The sequence below is a fragment of the Cognatishimia activa genome, assembly GCF_026016445.1.
Classification (GTDB): Bacteria; Pseudomonadota; Alphaproteobacteria; order Rhodobacterales; family Rhodobacteraceae; genus Cognatishimia; species Cognatishimia activa_B.
Genome location: NZ_CP096147.1, coordinates 1,641,308 through 1,657,419, shown reverse-complemented (window position 1 = coordinate 1,657,419; position 16,112 = coordinate 1,641,308). Strand labels below are relative to the sequence as shown.

The window sequence follows — 16,112 nt, the reverse complement described above, 5'->3', positions numbered from 1 at the left end:
ATTGACGGAGTCTTTATTGCCGTCTTATCGTTTAGAGGTTGTTTTCAAACAAAAAACGTCAACTGCGCACTGACTTAAGAAGGCGCACTGTTTCTTGGCTACTTCGAGCAGATGGGGATAAGTGTATAGCTTCCTTTAAGGAGGAAAAGCGACGCTTTGTAACTAGTGTTTGGCAGCGGGGAGGGACCCGTTGTTACTGCGTTGGAGGGACGAATGCCGAGTGTAAAAGCTGTGGCGCCGTTGACTTTGGAAGCGAACAAGATTGACGCTTCCATCGCCGACACTGAGGTCGCCATATTTATTGGACCGCAAAAGAGTTTCACACAGACTGTTTTGCGAATTGTGGACGAAGAAATCGAAGATATTCTACCGGTGCGACATGAATCCGTTGAGGATTTCCTGCTCTCGATGGAGGCTCAATCATCAGGAATAAGATTGGTTATTGTTGACGCTTGCGTTTGCGATACGGTGCTTCGGAAAGTGCGCGATCTTGCGCGTCTTGATGCATCCGAGTTCCCACATCAGCAAGTGCCTGGATTTGTTATTGCCTACTGGAACGAAGCAGATGCGCAGGGTGTGTTTGAACGGCTTGGTGGCACTTCCGAAGTTCAGGGCTTTTTGCCTATGAACCAAAGCATCGACATCTGGTTGGCTGTGATGCGTCTCTTTTTAAGTGGCGGCGAATATTTCCCACCAGAGGTGCAGGGACAGCCTGTGCCGCAGGTTCCGGTCGCGCAAGTTGCAGCTGAGCCTTCAGAGGTCGAGCCTGTTCAAAAGGATGTGCTGACAGAGCGGGAAGTGGCTGTGATGGAAGAAGTTGTAAACGGTTTGCAGAACAAGCAAATCGCCGCAAAACTTCGCGTGTCTGAACACACAATCAAACTACACATTCACCACATCATCACCAAGCTGCAAGTGAGCAATCGCACTGCTGCTGCGATGAAGTTTGTCGCAACCAGCCAACATGCACGGCCTTAAAATGGCTGCTGCTGGTGCTGCAAATTCACCTCAAGCGCCAGAAGACGTTCTGGACGGCGTTTTGCAGCGCGTCGGTCGCCTGAATTACACTTGGACCAATACTGAAAGCCTGTTGATCCATTTGATTGCAGGGTTGGCGAGCGTTGAAAAGGACGTGGCTGTCGTCATCTTCCTCACTCTCAGCACGACACGTGCACGAGTGGATCTGGTGCAAAGGTTGGCCAAGATGTCGAGGGTTGATGTGAAGCTTCGAGATGAGGTGCTGGCTTTGACCTCGCGTCTGACGCGGGAGGCAGCGCTCCGTAACAAGTACAACCACTGCATCTATTCGTTTGACCCGGAAGAGGGGCAACTGCAGACGATTATGATGCGCATTCAGGATCGGCGTAAAGACATCCGGGTGGGTAAAACTGAACCGGTCACCCAAGGGGAAGCGTCCAGTATCGATGAAAGCATCGGACGCCTACGCCAGCTGAATGTAGATATTTGGGATCTTGTACTGAGGTACAAATTCCCCGCGTGACGCAGAAAGCGGCATGCAAACTGACTGACTGAATCCACTAGAATTAAGGGGGCGCAGATCTCGCACGTGATCTGTGGGGTTGGGCACGTTTTGTCGTCCCGACGCGACAGATGAGGAAATTGAAAAGAGTTTTCAATTTGGCGACAGTAGGAGAAGGTAAATGGGGACTTTCATTGCGCCGAAATTTATTTTGGGAGGCATATGCAGCGCCTTTTTGGTGAGCTGCGGGGAAATCACAGAATACAAAGAACCAACCACACCGCTACCGGCCAAGTTTTCCGCGCCGGATGCGACGGTTAAAAAAGTATCTGTAAAAGCGCCATGGTGGAGGGACTTCCGGGATCCAACCCTGGAAAGCCTCGTGGCAATTGCCTTGAAGGACAATATTCAATTGGCCCAGGCGCGGTTGCGGGTAGAAGAGGCAGATGCATTGGCATTAACCTCAGCGGCTGTCGTGGATGTTAGTGGTCGGATCGAAACGCAAGTGGCAGATAGTGCCCTAGGCGGGAACCGTGATCTGGCGTCGATCACCGGACGGGCCACGATTTTGGGAAGTCAGCGCTATCGCAGTGCTGCTGCACAAGCGCGGGCGCAAATTGCATTGGCAGAACTTGATGCAGCGCGGCTTCTGTTGCTGTCCAACCTCACGACGGCCTATATCGATCTGCGCTTTGTTCAGAAGCGACTGGGATTGAAATACCAAGAGCTTAAATCTTGGCAGCAGACAGCGGCTGACCTTGATATCCTTGAACGCGAAGGCGCTACAACGCGGTTGGAGGTATTGCAGCCAACTGCCGAGATTTCAGAAACACGCGCAGAAATTTCCGTACTTATCATCGAAGTTGAGCGGCAGAAAAATCGCATTGCGACATTGCTGGGCAAAGTGGCCGGGGTGAATGAAGTGAACCTCAATTACAACGGGCAACCGCGTCCAAGGTTCCGTGCCTCGTCAGGCGTGCCGGCCGATCTTTTGTCAAATCGCCCCGATATTCGCAGCGCAGAAAGCGCCTATAAGGTGGCGGTCGCAGAGTTGAACGTCGCGGAAGCGGATCAATATCCAACGCTTGATCTTACGGGAACGATTTTAGGGCGCAGTGATCTATCGCCAGCTCGAAACGGGATCTCGATCCTGGGATTGAACATTCCGATTTTCAATCAAGGTGCGTTGAAAGCCACTGTCAAAGCGCGGCACGCGCGGGCGGACGCTGCATTCTTGCAATGGAAATCGCGGGTGCTTTTGGCGATGGAGGAAGTCGAAACGCTACTTGTTGCCCAACGCAAGCTGAACAATGCGGTTGGGTCGTCTGGTCAGGCGGTCAAATTGAACAGTGAGGCGCTGAATCTATCGCGCGAACTCTTCAAAGCACAGGAATTGTCGGTGCTCGATTTTGTACGGCTGCAACGCAACAAGCTGACAGCTGAGGCCAACCTGGCACAGAACCGACGTCAACGCGCGTTGAACTATGTCGCTTTGCAGATTGCTCTGGGTGCAGGCAGCGCTGTGCAGCCCATCACACAAACGAACTAAACCAACGGGCCTTCGGGCCCGTTTGCCAATTTATGTGTTTGTTTCACTAGGGGAGGAAGGAAATGGGACATTTCAAAATACTAAGTACAAGCGCGATTTGTCTCTGTCTGGCAATGCCATTGTCAGCGATGGACGCCGCAGAGATCAAAGAAGCCTACAACATGGCCGAGACGCTGCGCAAAACGGCAAGTACCGAGGCGGATCTAGCGAAGGCCTTGGATATTCAGCAGGGGCTTTATGATCAAGGAAACCGTAAGTCTTTGTTAAGAATGGCTCAATTGCAGGTGGCTTTGGGGCAGGGTGAGGATGCTCTGAAAAGTTTCACGGCCGCTAGCGATGCCGGAAGCGGTTACGCGCGGCATCTCCTTGCGGTTCATCACGCACGAAGCGATTTTGGAGCGGTGTCCCAACCAGATGTTGGATTGGCCACATTGAAAGAAATGGCTGCGCAGCAGGATGGCCAGCGGGCTCAACTCGCACTTGCAGAGCTTTATCAAGATGGCATTGGGGGGTCTCGTGCGGATGCGAACGCCATTTTTGCTGATCTTGCGCTGGCAGGGGATAGCCGAGCCGCGAAGATTGTATTGCGAAGCCATGAAAAAAGATCGACGCGTGTTCAAGGCCTTGATGTGGTCGGTGTTGTCTCGGCGATGGAAGCGAACCTTGAAAAAGGAGATGGCCGAGCTGCAGATGTTCTGGCGCGCGCTTATTTGCGTCTTGATCGATACATTCCAAACGCTGCAAAACGTCATCGTGATTTGGTTGCCAATCACATCGATTTATTGCCTGAAAGCAAGCAGCTGGCTGAGATTGTGAGCGCGGAATATGACTATCTCAATCATTCTGCGTCAGCGCGTAAGTTGACGGCTCAGCTGGAACCGGCCACAGGTGAACCTTTTGTGAAAGCCGCGCTTCGCCTTAGGGGGATTGAAAAGACCGCCTTTGTCTATCTGCTTCAGAAAGAACTGGCTGCGCTTGATGCATATTCCGGGCCTGCAACAGGCAAACTGACCACGCGCACCATTCGCTCAGTCTTTGCCTATTGCCGGAAAAACGACATCTTCGAGACGTGCAAACATGGGCCGGTGAACTACGATAGTTCTCTTCTGATTGCCCGCGCAATCGGTGCTGAAAAAGCGGCGCGACTCAGCCAGACGGCGAGTAACTGACCGGGCGATTAGGTCAGTATTTTTCCTGGTATTGTTGCAATTTCGCTCTAACCAGTAAGACCACAAGATATAGTGGGGCCGCATCAAAAATCGCTTGATGTAGCGCGATTGGCAAAAAGGCCCCACTTACCCTTTAGGTTAATAATCTAAAGACTTCCCCCAAAACTCCCATAATGCGTTATTTTTAAAGCATAAAATAAGTGTCTTTGCGTCCGAAATTTCGGGCCATGGAGGCCAAGCGGGAGAAGTAAAATGTTAACTAAGTGGATGAACTGTTTTGCCCTTGTGGCAGCAGTCCCACTCTTAGGAGGAGGGACGGCTGTAGAGGCTCAAAGCCTGTCGCGGATCGATAGTGAATTGCGGCAAGCTATTGACTTTAGGGCGTTAATTTTTAAGGGGTGTTTGGGGAAACACGAATGCACCGTTGGGAATATCTCGTTGCGCGCCACGCGCATGAACGATGACGGGGAAACTTGGAGCCAAGCTACCATATATTGGGATCCAATAGATGGTCTCGGCATTCAGGATGGAGCTCAGAACGACGAGATTGATTTTGAAGAACGGTTGGAAGTGCGCTTTGCGTCACCGCAGACCGTGGAGACCATATGGTACAGTGATCTCTTCCATACAGAAGACCGTCGCTATGGCTCTTACCTGACCGATCGGGTGGAGAACGAGCCAGTAGATGCTGAAATCGCCGGGCTAGGACTGGTGGTTGGGGATCAGGAGATTCGCAAGGAAACTTTCTCTGCAGAAGATCGCCTGCCTTGGGCGTCTTTCAATCAGGAAGTCTCGCTGAATTTCAAAGAGAATGGCGACCTGCGTCGGCGGGTGATTATTCAAGATGAATCCATCACGGTTCTGGCGCCAAGCGGCACTTCAACCGAGCTGGACATTCTTTTGGAAAACCCAATTGGCACCATCGATAAAGACAAGCGGTCGATTTTTGAAGGTGTGGAAACGGTTGAAATCGATCTGACGCCGATCCTGGCGGAATTCCACGGCACAAACCTCTTTGCGGTTGGGACGAGCAACTTTGATGCGGTAGAGCGGATTGCTGACAATGATCAGGCGCTGAACAACCTGCGTCAGGTGGCTGAACGCAAGCGGACCTCCGTAGATATGTCTAACGGCGAAGTGCGCACCGAACTGATCGATGCGGCAGGCCTGGATGGGCTGACGTTCTTTGCACCGTTCGACGCGAGTAACGATTTCTCCGTCGCCGGGATCATCTTTGCAACTGAGGAGGGGTAAGAGATGCGTATTAAATCAAAACTTCGTGCCGCTTCAACGGTTGTCAAAGGCCTGATCATCGGTGCTATCGCGGTATCACGCGCTTCTGCGGTCGTAGCACCACCGATGCCCAATGAGCTGGAGAAGCTGAATGCAAATTGGGATCAGCTGCGTGGGGAGCTCGACAGCGGCCAAAACATCATCGATTTGCCTCCAGAGCTCGAAGACATCCTGTCGATGGCCGATCTGGACAACAATATCGAATTCGCCGTGCGCACCTCGTATGCGCTGGTGGATGATGCGGGGGTTGCGGCATTGGATGCCCGCTGGCTCGACACCATCATCTCGCGTGGGAATTCAAGCCAGATGGCACAGTATTTCGCTGTGCGCACCTCGCTGAAAATCGAAATCCCAGACTCAGGGTCTCACTTGGATTGGTGGCTCTGGAACGCCTGGGGTGGCGGTGGTGGTGACTGCGATGGTGGCCACGGCTGAAAAGACTAACGCCCACATGAGAGTGCGTTAACGAGTACGGCCTGTGAGGCCTAAGAAGGTCAGGTTCTTAAGAAAGCGAACCCAAAGTGCGCTTCAGAGGGGCCTGGCCTTTTCCTGTTGCTGCAAGGCAAGACAGGTTGCGTTCGGGTAGAGTGATCACAATGGACCAAGTCTTAGCACCGGGGGAGGCGAAGACCTCCAGAACGCGGTTGCTATGGCTGATCTGGTTGGCCACCGGAGCTTCACCAAAACGCTCAGCAAGCTGAGTGGTGACATGATCCCGGTCTGCACATGTTGCTGCTGATACTGCCTGTGTGGAAACCAGCGCGGCGCACACCAACAGCGCACCTACGATAGGCTTTTTCATACTGTCGTCCTCAATCCGTTTAGCGGCACATTCCTATGCGCTCTTTGACTGCGCCTTCACAATGATACCTGCCGGGGGTTTAGAAAAGCTTTTTCACGAGGTCACGAATAAAATTTTACATAATTGTGGCAGGCAAGATTCAGCCGCCTGCGGGCGAAGGATTGCTCATGGCTTTCCAGAGTGCTTGGCCAGAGGTCAAATCACGTAGTTGCACCATCCCATATCTGCGTCGCATCCTCTGGGCGATCTCAAGCGGTTTCTGCTGCCCGATGTACTCGTATGTGAACTCGTATCGACCGAGGAAAGGGATCGGGCGCATCACCTCACAGAGGAATACATAGCGGGCAAAAGGCTCAATGTAATGCTTGCGTAAAAGCGCCTTCAAAGCAGGGCGCAGAACAGAGCTTTCGACGTTCCGCACCAAGACTCCAACCACCGGCAGAGCCGCGGCATCAGGGGACCAAGCTGTGCGCCCCAGTGTGACGTTTAACGACGGCAGATGATCTGCGAAGGGCGTCATTGAAATATTGGGTGGCGTAAGCGGATCAGCCATTTTGTCGTTAGGAAAATCAAGCGCCAGATCAAAGAGATCGTCTTGATCCAATTCTTTGGAAAGGTTTTGAAATTCAAGCTGTGCCAGACGTGGGCCCATGGTCTTATTTTCACGGGTCAGGCGGCGCAAAAGTGAAGAGGGTGCATAGGACGAACTCATACTGAAACCTCCTGAACGACGTGGCTTTCATAGGGCGCCAACATGCGATTGATCTGATCGTTGAGACTTACGGCATCAAGGGATTCAGTCGGGCGTGCGGGATAGGTTCGACCTGCTTTGATCTGCTGCATGAAATCAGAAATCTGATGCTCTGACTCATCTGGAAGATCAGCACGAACCACGGAGGCCCACCCTTGTTGCGCCGCATAGTTGGCTCGCGCAACCTGATCATCCATGCGGATGTGATTGGTGGGCGCAAAAAGTACCGGCTTGTCGTAGGTCAGCATCAATTCGTGAAAGCTATTGTACCCCGTTGCAGTCACAACACCATCGATCCCCGGAAGGTAGCGGCTAAGGGGGAACAGCCGACGGACCAACGTGCCTTGTGATTGGGGCGGTGCAGCAAGCGGGCTCTGTGCCCAGATCAGTTTAATTTTATGTTTCTGCGCCTGAGACACCAAAGCTGATTCGAGCGCATCCCAATCGCCAAAGGCACCACCGAGAGACACGAGGCAGTGTTTGCCACGTCCGAGCGCCATACGCTTCTTGGCTTCGCGTGGCGTACAGGCTGGCATGCCGACCGCCAGAGAGACGGGTTTGGTCTCATAAGACCGGCAGAAGCCGCGTTTGTCAGCTTTGCGGGTGCGTGTGGGACCTTGGTCGACGGCAACGGCAAGATCGCCGGGCTCAAGGATCAGATCGCAGAACTGCTCGTTCTCCATGAAGAGCGGATCGGAATCTGGTGCAAGCATACCTCGGCGAACCCAAAGGAACGCGCTTTTTCCACATCCTGGCATTCTCAGAGCGTCAAAGACAAAGGGGTCAATCATGGCACCGTCATAGGCGACGATATCAGGCTTCAAAGTCTGCAGAAGCAGAGCGAATTCCTGCGTTTCAAAGGCACGCCAATCCGGCGGGTGGGCCTTCAAATGCGCAGCGGTTTGGCGCAGGACAATCGGGTATCCAGCAGCTTGCAAGATTTCTGCCGCCCGCGAGAAACACCAGAAAGTCACTTCTGTGTTCCGCTGCGACTTGAGAGCCGCTGCCAGCGCCATCATTCGAGTAATATGCCCAAGACCTACCCCGTTGGGCACGACGGATAGCAGTTTGAGCGTGTTTTGGGGCTTTGCTGTTGTGTTGCTCACACGACCTGCGCTGGCGTAATCGGCGAGGTCTTGAAGGTCCGTGTCCTTCGGGTTTTGAGGTCGGATACGCGAAAGCCTTCTGAGCTTTGCCCAAGATAGGGCAGTGACTTCGATTTTGCGGGCTTCTCGGTCTTGCGCAGCCTCATCAAGAAAAAAAGTCGCTTCGATGTTTTGTCGATCCACAGGAAGACTGGTTTCGCGGGGAGCGACCGAGACCAGATCAGGGCAAGGCAATATTTGCATATCGAGAAGCTCGGACAGCTCAGTTGCAGCGACCTCGGTGATGGCGTGGAGCTTAATCGATGTCTTGGTGCATTCTTTCACACAGTTTGCCAACATCCTGAGGGTCATCAGCCAATCGTGCGGTTCCTGAAGCGCGTCATTTCGGCGCAATACAATACTGCAAGGAAGGGCAGACGCCGCAAGCTCTGGAAAATGGGCAAGTGCATCATGCTGTGAAAGTACAATGATCTCATCGAGTTGCTCTGGAGTGGTCGGCGGCGTGATGATGGGGAGAAAGATTGTGTTCTCGTGGCCGACCTGATCTTCTAGGAGCTGCCCAAGAGGATCGTATTGTGCGCCCAATACACCGACGCGATGTGGAGTGTTGGTGCTGCTCATTGCTCAACCCTCCGACCGCAATAGGTATCGATCAGAGGGCGAATGACGGCTTCAGCGCCGTAATTCTTGCGAATAAAGCCGATGCGCGGATCAATGGGTGCCGCGCGCGCGGTAGGCAACCAATGCGCGATTTGATCAGCGGCATTCTCTGCTGACACATCTTCAGGCAGCAGCAGCGCCCCCGCGTCGCCTCGCTTTTGCAGCGTTTCATTCACACCGCCTACGTCACAAGCGACAACGGGAATGCCACCGGCTTGCGCTTCCAATAGGACGTTGGGCAATCCCTCCACGCGCGACATCAACAAGAGCAAGTCCAACTCTTTGTAAATCTTAAGGGGATCCGTTTCACCGGTGATCACTTTGAGGTCTGTAATCCCAAGTCGATCCGCTTCTTGGGTGACCTGATCGAACATTGGCCCACTCCCGAAAAGCACCGGAACCAAAGGCACATCAAGGCGCGATTTCAGCGCAGCAACGGTCTGAAGCCAAAGAAGGGGGCGTTTATTCAGTGCGAGGCGAAAGGCCCCTCCGATTGTGATCGCTGCGTTGGTTTGTCGGGAGATATAGGCTTCGCGCACCGGCGCGAAGTGATCAACATCGACGATATTACGCAGGGCTTGCACCGTGTCGCCATCTAGTGACAGCCAATCAGCATAGTCTTGAACAGCCGCAGCTGCATTCGCCGTAATGGTCACATTGTCCTGTTTGGCGAGGGAGGCAATCAACGGACGTGTTTCCGCCAGTTTGCTGTCACGTCGCGTCTGAGGCGACATGTTGCGCATGCTGAGGACCAAGCTTTCAACTTCTGTGAGCTTGCCGGCAATACCGCAAGCGGCACAGGATCGGTCCTGCCAAGCGTGTACGACATTGGGCTTGAGTTTGCTCAGCAGGTGCCACAAGGGCGTCACATCTTGCCGCAGATCATATGGCAAAGCGCTGATCACACGTTCGATATTTGCGGGCAGGGTGGGGTTATCAATTTCTGTGGTGCCAAGGTTGTGGATAGTGATCCCAAGTGCTTCGAGGTCGGGTAAAAAGGCGTCCATGCCCCGGTCAGCTTCGACAGAGAAGAGCGCCACATGAATCTCTTCCGGATGGGTTCCTGCATCCAGGAGCGCCTTTGCCAGAGCGACGAATTGACGTTCGGCACCACCCGTTTTTAAGGAGGAATTGACCAACAAGATGCGCCCCGGATCGCGTCGTCGACCGGGCCAGCCAGGTGGTTTGGGTGGCAATCCTGCGAAGTCTTCAAGGGGCAACATGAATTCCGGACTGCGGATCTTGCTGGCGGTTTCAAAACGATCAGGGAGTTCAGGGCCGTCAGGCTCGCCAAAGGCGCAGTGATCAAGCACCTGTTTCACCCGGTCGCTGAGGGGCATGCGCCGCCTGCGCAGCCAGACCAGCAGACCAATTTCTCCATTGTCCAAAAGCGCATCTCCAATGGCGCGCCCTTGATCAAAAGAAAGCCCCTCCATCACCAACTGACTGGATGAGAGTGCACGAAGGATTGCAAGCATTAGCGGGCGCTGTCCAACCTGAATCGCCAATATCACCCGGCGGTCAATTGGCAGATCGCTGCTGAGGAGCTGCGCAGCGATTGCCTCTGCTTCCGGGAACCGCTCTAATTTCTGATAGAGTGAACGAAGTCGGAAGAGGGCCTCAATTCGATAGCGCTCTGAGCGCTCTGCCACTTGCACCCAAATTGGGATAGCGGTGTCAAACTGGCCCTTTTGCTCGTCCATACGCGCGCGGCGCATCAGAAACCGCACATCATCAGGGAATTGCTTTATGGCGCGCATGTTCATGGCCAAGGCACGATCATATTCACCAGAATATCGCAGCAGATCGATGGCGGCCATTGCGTGCCGCTCTGATATTGGAGTTACGCCTTCAGTCAATCTTAACGCCGCTTCCTGGCTCGTGCGCAGCCGAGTGCCGTTTCGTCGCCCGGTCGCTTCCTGCATGTAGGCGAGGGTCAGGAGTTCCAAAGCCTCCGGGTGGTCGGGAGTAGTGCCAAAATACCCTTCCACCACAAAGATGGAATTCTGGTAATCGCCATTCTTTAACAAGAACGCCGCCTCATCCAATGTCAGCCTTTCATGTTGCCCGCCAGCAGCTGTGATTTGCCTTCGGATCTCTTGCGCGATGGGATCGTGACCTGCTTCAGCAGCCTTGCGTGCGATGTGCTCCCAAAGGCCCGGCAATTGGCTGGGTGAATGGCCTGAGCCGACCAATAGCATCTGTGCTGCAGAGAAGCGGTTGCTTGAGCATAGGGTAATTACTTGGCGGCGAACTTGCGCGAAATCATCCAGTAAACTACCCTGATCCATAGATTTTCCGGTCAATAGAAAGGTAAAATCAGTATGCATGGGCCCCTAAGCGAAGGCAAGTTTTCCGTTGAAAACCTTCCAGATACGCCGCGCATGATGGGGGAGGCTGATGTGGCTTTGGTCGATCAAATCCTTGCGAAACTCCCGCCAGAGCCTCGCTTGATTGAGTTTGGCCCATGGCTTGGCGGCGTCAGTGAACGTCTCGCCAGGCGAGGGGAACTCCATGTGGTGGACCGCTTTCAGTGGAGCGAGTTAAACGCCAAAAACTACCCCGATGTTTTGCCGGTTGGGCAGAGTTTCCGGCCATTGTTTGAGGCGCGTTTGGCTCAGCAAGGCCTGGGCGCGCGCATTCATCAAAGTGAGATTGAGGACTTTAAATGGTCCGGTGCAAAACTGGATTTTTGTTTGATCGACGCACCGCGGTCTGCTGAGGATTTATTGACCTGCCTTAGAAGTATTGGCGCAAGCCTCGCTCCTTCTTCCTATGTTTTGGTTAAACATGGATTGAACCCAGCTCATCTAGACATGCTGTCGTTGATCGATGTGATGATTGCTCTGGGCTGGTTTGGACTGGTGAAAACCGGACAGCCAAAGTGGTGCAACATTGCAGTGTTGCGCAGCACTGAAGCGACGTCAGCATGCATGCAAGAAACGCCAGCCGAGGCTTTGATTGCCTCACTTGATGAGCTGGATAGTTTCCCCGAAAGCATGACCCGAGAGGCGCTGACACTGCGGATTGGGCGATTTGCACATTGGGCTTCAGAAGGTCATGTGGATCAGGCTTTGAAGCTTCTTAAAGCGCAGCCGGTTTCTCCTGACGTTTTAGCAATCTGGGATGTGATCGAACCGCAAATGGTGGTGTCTAAAGAGCATGAGGGCATTTTTGCAGCTTTCGCAGAGTTATTTTGCTTTCATCACGGTTCAAGAGAGAAAACGCTGTGGGCGCCTGCCGATGAAAGCCCAATTTGGGCGATGCGCCATGCGTGGCTTGCCACGAAAGGCGGAGGTGGTCTTTCCATTGAGACTCTACTTGATGCAACACAGAGTGAAAAAAGGGATTAGGGATGTCACATTTGGATATTGTCGACGAGCATTACGCAGATACCCCCTATATGACCCGATCCCGCGCCAATTTGGTCAAGGCCATTATTGAGGACAATAATGCAAAAGACATCATCGAGATTGGTTTCTTTCACGGCAAAAGCAGCTGTTACATCGCAGCGATTTTAGAAGATCAGGATGCAGGCCATCTCTCCACATTCGATCTGAGCAAGGCGCGTGATAAAGAGCCAAATATCGAAGAAATGCTGGCAAAAACGGGGCTCAGCCATCGTGTGACACCCTTTTTTGCCAAACGCTCCTACACGTGGGAGCTACAACGGTTGATCACCGCGTCCCCCCGACCTCAGTTCGATTTCTGTTTCTTTGACGGCGGCCATACTTGGGATAACACCGGTTTTGGGGTGCTGCTCATCGATATGCTATTGCGGCCTGGTGGACTTATTTTGCTGGATGATATGGATTGGACCATTGGCGGATCGCAATATTATCAAAACAACCCTGGCCGGATGAAGCCTTATGATATGGATGAACGCGAAGCCCCGGCTGTTCGCCGTGTCTGGGAAACCATTCTTCCGCATCTCGGATATGAACAGGTTTGCGAATACCGAGAATTCCAACTCGGCCTAGCGCGGAAGAAAATTGTTTAAAGCTTGTTAGGAATTCGTTGGGGATCCGGCCAGCTGTTCTAGGATTTTGACGTAAGTTTCAGTGCCTTGTGCGCCCGGTACAAGGTGTTTGCTGTCAAAAATCATCGATGGCACGCTGTTGATTCCATGCGAGTGCCAGAATTCCTGCTTACTACGCACGATTTCAGCAAATGCACCGCTTTCCAGAGCCTCACGGGCCTTGTCAGCTTCAAGCCCAATTCCGGCGACTTCAGCCAGCAGAACTTCTGGGTCAGAAACGTCTTTCCCATCTGAAAAATAGGCGGCCAGAAGTGCGAGTTTCAGCTCATGTGCTTTGCCTTGCTCGCCAGCCCAATGGATCAGCTGGTGTGCTTCAAATGTGTTGAATATCCGGCTCTCTTCTTTGAAATTGAATGCAAAGCCAAGCTCATCACCGAGTTCTTTGAGTTTGCCCCGGACCTGATCGGATTGCTCCTTGCTGGACCCATATTTCTCAGTCAGGTGCTCACGTAGATTTTGACCGTCTGCACCCATTTGCGGGTTCAGTTCAAACGGGTGCCAATGAACCTCGATTTCATGGCCTGTTGCGGCGACGGCCTTTTCGAGTTGCTTATACCCAACGGCGCACCACGGGCAGACCACATCAGAGACAATATCGACACGCAATGCCATAACCAGATCCTTTGAATTCGCTTGCGTTCAAAGGATGGCGATTGACCTGCTACAGAACAAGGGGGGAGTGATCACATAAAGATGATCAAACGCCACTTATCTGAACCAAACCTATGGCAGGATGATCAGCCAGATCGATACCGAAAAAATTGAGATAGTTGTACCGACTAGGACGGCACTGGCAGCTACGCGTTTTGCGCGGCCATATATATTCGCAAAGAGGTAGCTGTTGACCCCTGGGGCCATGGAAGCAGTTGTGACCGCAGATCTTAGACCGTCCTTAGAAAGATCCATCGAATGCGCCAGAAGGTAGGTCAGGCTTGGATGGAAGACCAAAGACACTAAACAAATGAAAAAGATGGTTCGCAGATCGCCTTCGGGACGATAGCGCCGCAGGATGCCGCCGATCGCAAAAAGAGCAATCGGGAGGGCTGACCGCGCCAGAAGATCAAGGCTGTCATCCACTGCCGCAGGGATTGTCAGACCTGAGAGATTGGCAGCAAAGGCACAGGCAATAGCAACCACGAGTGCGTTAGATAGCATGCCTTTCAATACCGTTTGAAGGATCTGCAGCACTGACTTGCCGCGTGCTTTTACAATTTCCATCGTGGTGATGCCTACTCCGTAGGCAAAAAGCGAGTGGATTGAAATGATCGCAAAGTTTCCAGACAGCCCTTCCGGGCCATAGGCCCGTTCAGCGATGGGCAGGCCTAACATGAGCGAGTTGGAAAAGAGACAGGCAAAGCCGATCACAATGCTGTCTTCGATGTCGCGTTTGAAGAGGAACCGCGCACCCAGTATGCCGATGCAGAAACTTGCCGCCGCAGCGATATAAAAGCTGCTGAGAAGGGCTGGGTCAAAGTTGCGCGAGAGATCGAGTTTGGAAATGCCCTGAAAGAGAAGTGCAGGGACCGCAAAGGTGATTGCAAAGCGCATCAGCGCATCGACCAGAGCGTCAGTAATCAGATTTACCCAGCGCGCCGCATACCCAACCCCGATCAGCACAAAGACCGGAAGGACGACGTTTAGGATTTCAAGCATCTGATCTTAAATCGCAAAATGCAATTTCAACCCGTCATAGGCAGGCTGAATATTGTCGCCGGTTTCTTCTGCAATCGTTTTGTAATCCAGATCGATATGCATGTTGGTCAAAACCGCTTCGGCGGGTGCCGCGCGCTCGATCCATTCCAAAGACCGCTCTAAATGCGCATGCGTTGGGTGTGGCGTGCGACGCAGAGCATCCAAGATCCAGCAGCGTAGCCCCTGCAGCTTCGGCCAGATGGTTTCCGGAATATCTGAAACATCAGGCATATAGAGCACGTCATGTATGCGGAACCCAAGCGCGTCGATGCTGCCGTGTGTGACTTCCAAGGGCTCAAAAGTGATCGGCCCACCAGCACCGTCAATGGTGACATCCCCGGTGATCCCGTGCAGATCAAGGATCGGCGGGTAGGGGGAGCCATCTGGCTGCACAAAGGCATAACCAAAACGCGAAAGCAGTGCGTCTTGGGTCGGCGTATCCGCCCAGACTTTCACCCGCTCACGCATGTTGAAAACGATCATTCGCAGGTCGTCCAAACCGTGCACGTGATCGGCATGGTTGTGGGTGTAGATCACGCCATCCAAGCGCCCAACATTTTCACGCAAAAGTTGCTGGCGCATATCTGGGCTGGTGTCGATCAGAACTGTGGTTTTGCCCTCAGGGCCTTCGCGCTCAACCAACAGGGAGCAGCGCGTGCGGGTGTTCTTTGGTTCATTGGGATCGCAGTCTCCCCAATGCCCACCCAAACGCGGAACGCCGCCGGAACTGCCGCAGCCGAGGATCGTGAAGCTTAGGGTATCGCTCATGCAGCCGCCGCCTTTGGGATCGCTTTGGTGAAGAGCCGTTCAAAGTTGGCTTCGGTCTGCGCCGCAAATTCGGCGTAGTCCATGCCGAAGACCTCTGCACCTACCTGTGCTGTATGTGCGGTGTAGGCCGGTTCGTTGCGCTTGCCGCGATAAGGCGTTGGCGCAAGGTAGGGACTGTCGGTCTCTACAAGCACACGATCAACAGGAGCCGCCGCGAAGATGTCGCGCACTTCTTGGCTTTTCTTGAACGTCGCGATGCCAGACATCGACAGATAAAATCCCAGATCAAGGCAAGTCTTGGCGAGTTCAGGCCCGGAGCAATAGCAATGCATGACGCAGCTATAAGCGCCTGCTGCATGCTCATCAGACAGGATGCGTGCCATATCCTCATCCGCCGCGCGGGCATGGATGATCAGGGGCAGGCCAGTCTGTCGAGCCGCCTCGATATGCACTCGCAATGACTGTTTTTGAATGTCAGCGCTTTCAGCGGTGTAATGGTAGTCCAGCCCGCTTTCGCCAATGCCCACGAACTTGGGGTGCTGCGCCATCGCAACGAGTTCTTCAACGGTGGCCAAAGGCTCATCGGCTGCACTCATGGGATGGGTGCCTGCGGCATAGAAGACGGGCGCGTATTTCTCAGCCAAAGCACGCACTTGAGGCTCGTTTCTAAGCCGTGTGCAAATCGTCACCATGCGCCCCACGCCGGCCTCTGATGCGCGCGCAATCAACGCATCGTGTTCACCGTCAAAATCCGGGAAATCCAGATGGCAGTGGCTGTCGGTAATCAGGGGGGCGTTGGTCAT

16 protein-coding genes are annotated in these 16,112 nt (G+C 53.4%); 8 read left to right on the top strand and 8 right to left on the bottom strand.

Going from position 1 to position 16,112, the window contains the following annotated elements; translation table 11 throughout:
• The first annotated feature begins 213 nt into the window (after nt 1-213).
• The 6 genes from M0D42_RS08240 to M0D42_RS08215 all read left to right on the top strand — a co-directional run bounded on the left by M0D42_RS08240 (nt 214) and on the right by M0D42_RS08215 (nt 5,926).
• Nucleotides 214-978 (top strand): response regulator transcription factor, encoded by a 765-nt coding sequence (locus M0D42_RS08240; protein ID WP_265018138.1) that lies wholly within the window; start codon nt 214-216, stop codon nt 976-978.
• Nucleotides 965-1,501: a hypothetical protein gene (locus M0D42_RS08235; RefSeq protein WP_265018137.1), complete on the top strand. Its 537-nt coding sequence runs from the start codon at nt 965-967 to the stop codon at nt 1,499-1,501. Before M0D42_RS08240 ends, M0D42_RS08235 begins: the two co-directional genes overlap by 14 nt.
• Before the next feature lie 160 nt (nt 1,502-1,661).
• Nucleotides 1,662-3,029 carry an efflux transporter outer membrane subunit gene (locus tag M0D42_RS08230; protein WP_265018136.1) on the top strand — a complete coding sequence of 456 codons (1,368 nt, stop codon included), beginning with the start codon at nt 1,662-1,664 and terminating at the stop codon, nt 3,027-3,029.
• A 62-nt stretch (nt 3,030-3,091) separates the two neighbouring features.
• Nucleotides 3,092-4,198: a hypothetical protein gene (locus tag M0D42_RS08225; RefSeq protein ID WP_265018135.1), complete on the top strand. Its 1,107-nt coding sequence runs from the start codon at nt 3,092-3,094 to the stop codon at nt 4,196-4,198.
• Nucleotides 4,199-4,636: 438 nt separating this feature from the next.
• The gene (locus tag M0D42_RS08220; RefSeq protein ID WP_265018134.1) at nt 4,637-5,452 is read left to right on the top strand and encodes a hypothetical protein; all 816 of its coding nucleotides are present in this window, start codon (nt 4,637-4,639) and stop codon (nt 5,450-5,452) included.
• Nucleotides 5,453-5,455: 3 nt separating this feature from the next.
• Nucleotides 5,456-5,926: a hypothetical protein gene (locus M0D42_RS08215; protein ID WP_265018133.1), complete on the top strand. Its 471-nt coding sequence runs from the start codon at nt 5,456-5,458 to the stop codon at nt 5,924-5,926.
• A gap of 67 nt (nt 5,927-5,993) precedes the next feature.
• Here the strand turns inward: M0D42_RS08215 and M0D42_RS08210 are convergent, their stop codons facing one another.
• From M0D42_RS08210 to M0D42_RS08195, 4 genes are all read right to left on the bottom strand, one after another.
• Nucleotides 5,994-6,293 (bottom strand): hypothetical protein, encoded by a 300-nt coding sequence (locus M0D42_RS08210; RefSeq protein ID WP_265018132.1) that lies wholly within the window; start codon nt 6,291-6,293, stop codon nt 5,994-5,996.
• 139 nt (nt 6,294-6,432) lie between these two features.
• Nucleotides 6,433-7,005: a hypothetical protein gene (locus M0D42_RS08205; RefSeq protein ID WP_265018131.1), complete on the bottom strand. Its 573-nt coding sequence runs from the start codon at nt 7,003-7,005 to the stop codon at nt 6,433-6,435.
• Entirely contained in the window at nt 7,002-8,771 is a 1,770-nt protein-coding gene (locus M0D42_RS08200) for a glycosyltransferase (protein ID WP_265018130.1), read from the bottom strand. Before M0D42_RS08200 ends, M0D42_RS08205 begins: the two co-directional genes overlap by 4 nt.
• Nucleotides 8,768-11,140, bottom strand: coding sequence for a glycosyltransferase (locus M0D42_RS08195; protein ID WP_265018129.1), 2,373 nt, complete (start codon nt 11,138-11,140; stop codon nt 8,768-8,770). Before M0D42_RS08195 ends, M0D42_RS08200 begins: the two co-directional genes overlap by 4 nt.
• Between M0D42_RS08195 and M0D42_RS08190 the strand changes: the two genes are divergently transcribed.
• Together M0D42_RS08190 and M0D42_RS08185 are read left to right on the top strand one after the other, a co-directional pair.
• Entirely contained in the window at nt 11,135-12,163 is a 1,029-nt protein-coding gene (locus tag M0D42_RS08190) for a hypothetical protein (protein ID WP_265018128.1), read from the top strand. The genes M0D42_RS08195 and M0D42_RS08190 overlap by 6 nt on opposite strands.
• Nucleotides 12,164-12,165: 2 nt before the next feature.
• Entirely contained in the window at nt 12,166-12,810 is a 645-nt protein-coding gene (locus M0D42_RS08185) for a class I SAM-dependent methyltransferase (protein ID WP_265018127.1), read from the top strand.
• Between the two features lie 6 nt (nt 12,811-12,816).
• On the opposite strand, the gene M0D42_RS08180 is transcribed toward M0D42_RS08185, so the two are convergent.
• From M0D42_RS08180 to M0D42_RS08165, 4 genes are all read right to left on the bottom strand, one after another.
• The gene (locus M0D42_RS08180) at nt 12,817-13,461 is read right to left on the bottom strand and encodes a DsbA family oxidoreductase (protein WP_265018126.1); all 645 of its coding nucleotides are present in this window, start codon (nt 13,459-13,461) and stop codon (nt 12,817-12,819) included.
• Nucleotides 13,462-13,572: 111 nt separating this feature from the next.
• Nucleotides 13,573-14,502, bottom strand: a complete 930-nt coding sequence (locus M0D42_RS08175) for an AEC family transporter (RefSeq protein WP_265018125.1) — start codon at nt 14,500-14,502, stop codon at nt 13,573-13,575.
• 6 nt (nt 14,503-14,508) lie between these two features.
• The gene (locus M0D42_RS08170) at nt 14,509-15,309 is read right to left on the bottom strand and encodes an MBL fold metallo-hydrolase (RefSeq protein WP_265018124.1); all 801 of its coding nucleotides are present in this window, start codon (nt 15,307-15,309) and stop codon (nt 14,509-14,511) included.
• On the bottom strand, nt 15,306-16,112 hold the full coding sequence (locus M0D42_RS08165; protein WP_265018123.1) for a TatD family hydrolase: 807 nt from the start codon (nt 16,110-16,112) through the stop codon (nt 15,306-15,308). The genes M0D42_RS08170 and M0D42_RS08165 overlap by 4 nt, the downstream gene beginning before the upstream one ends.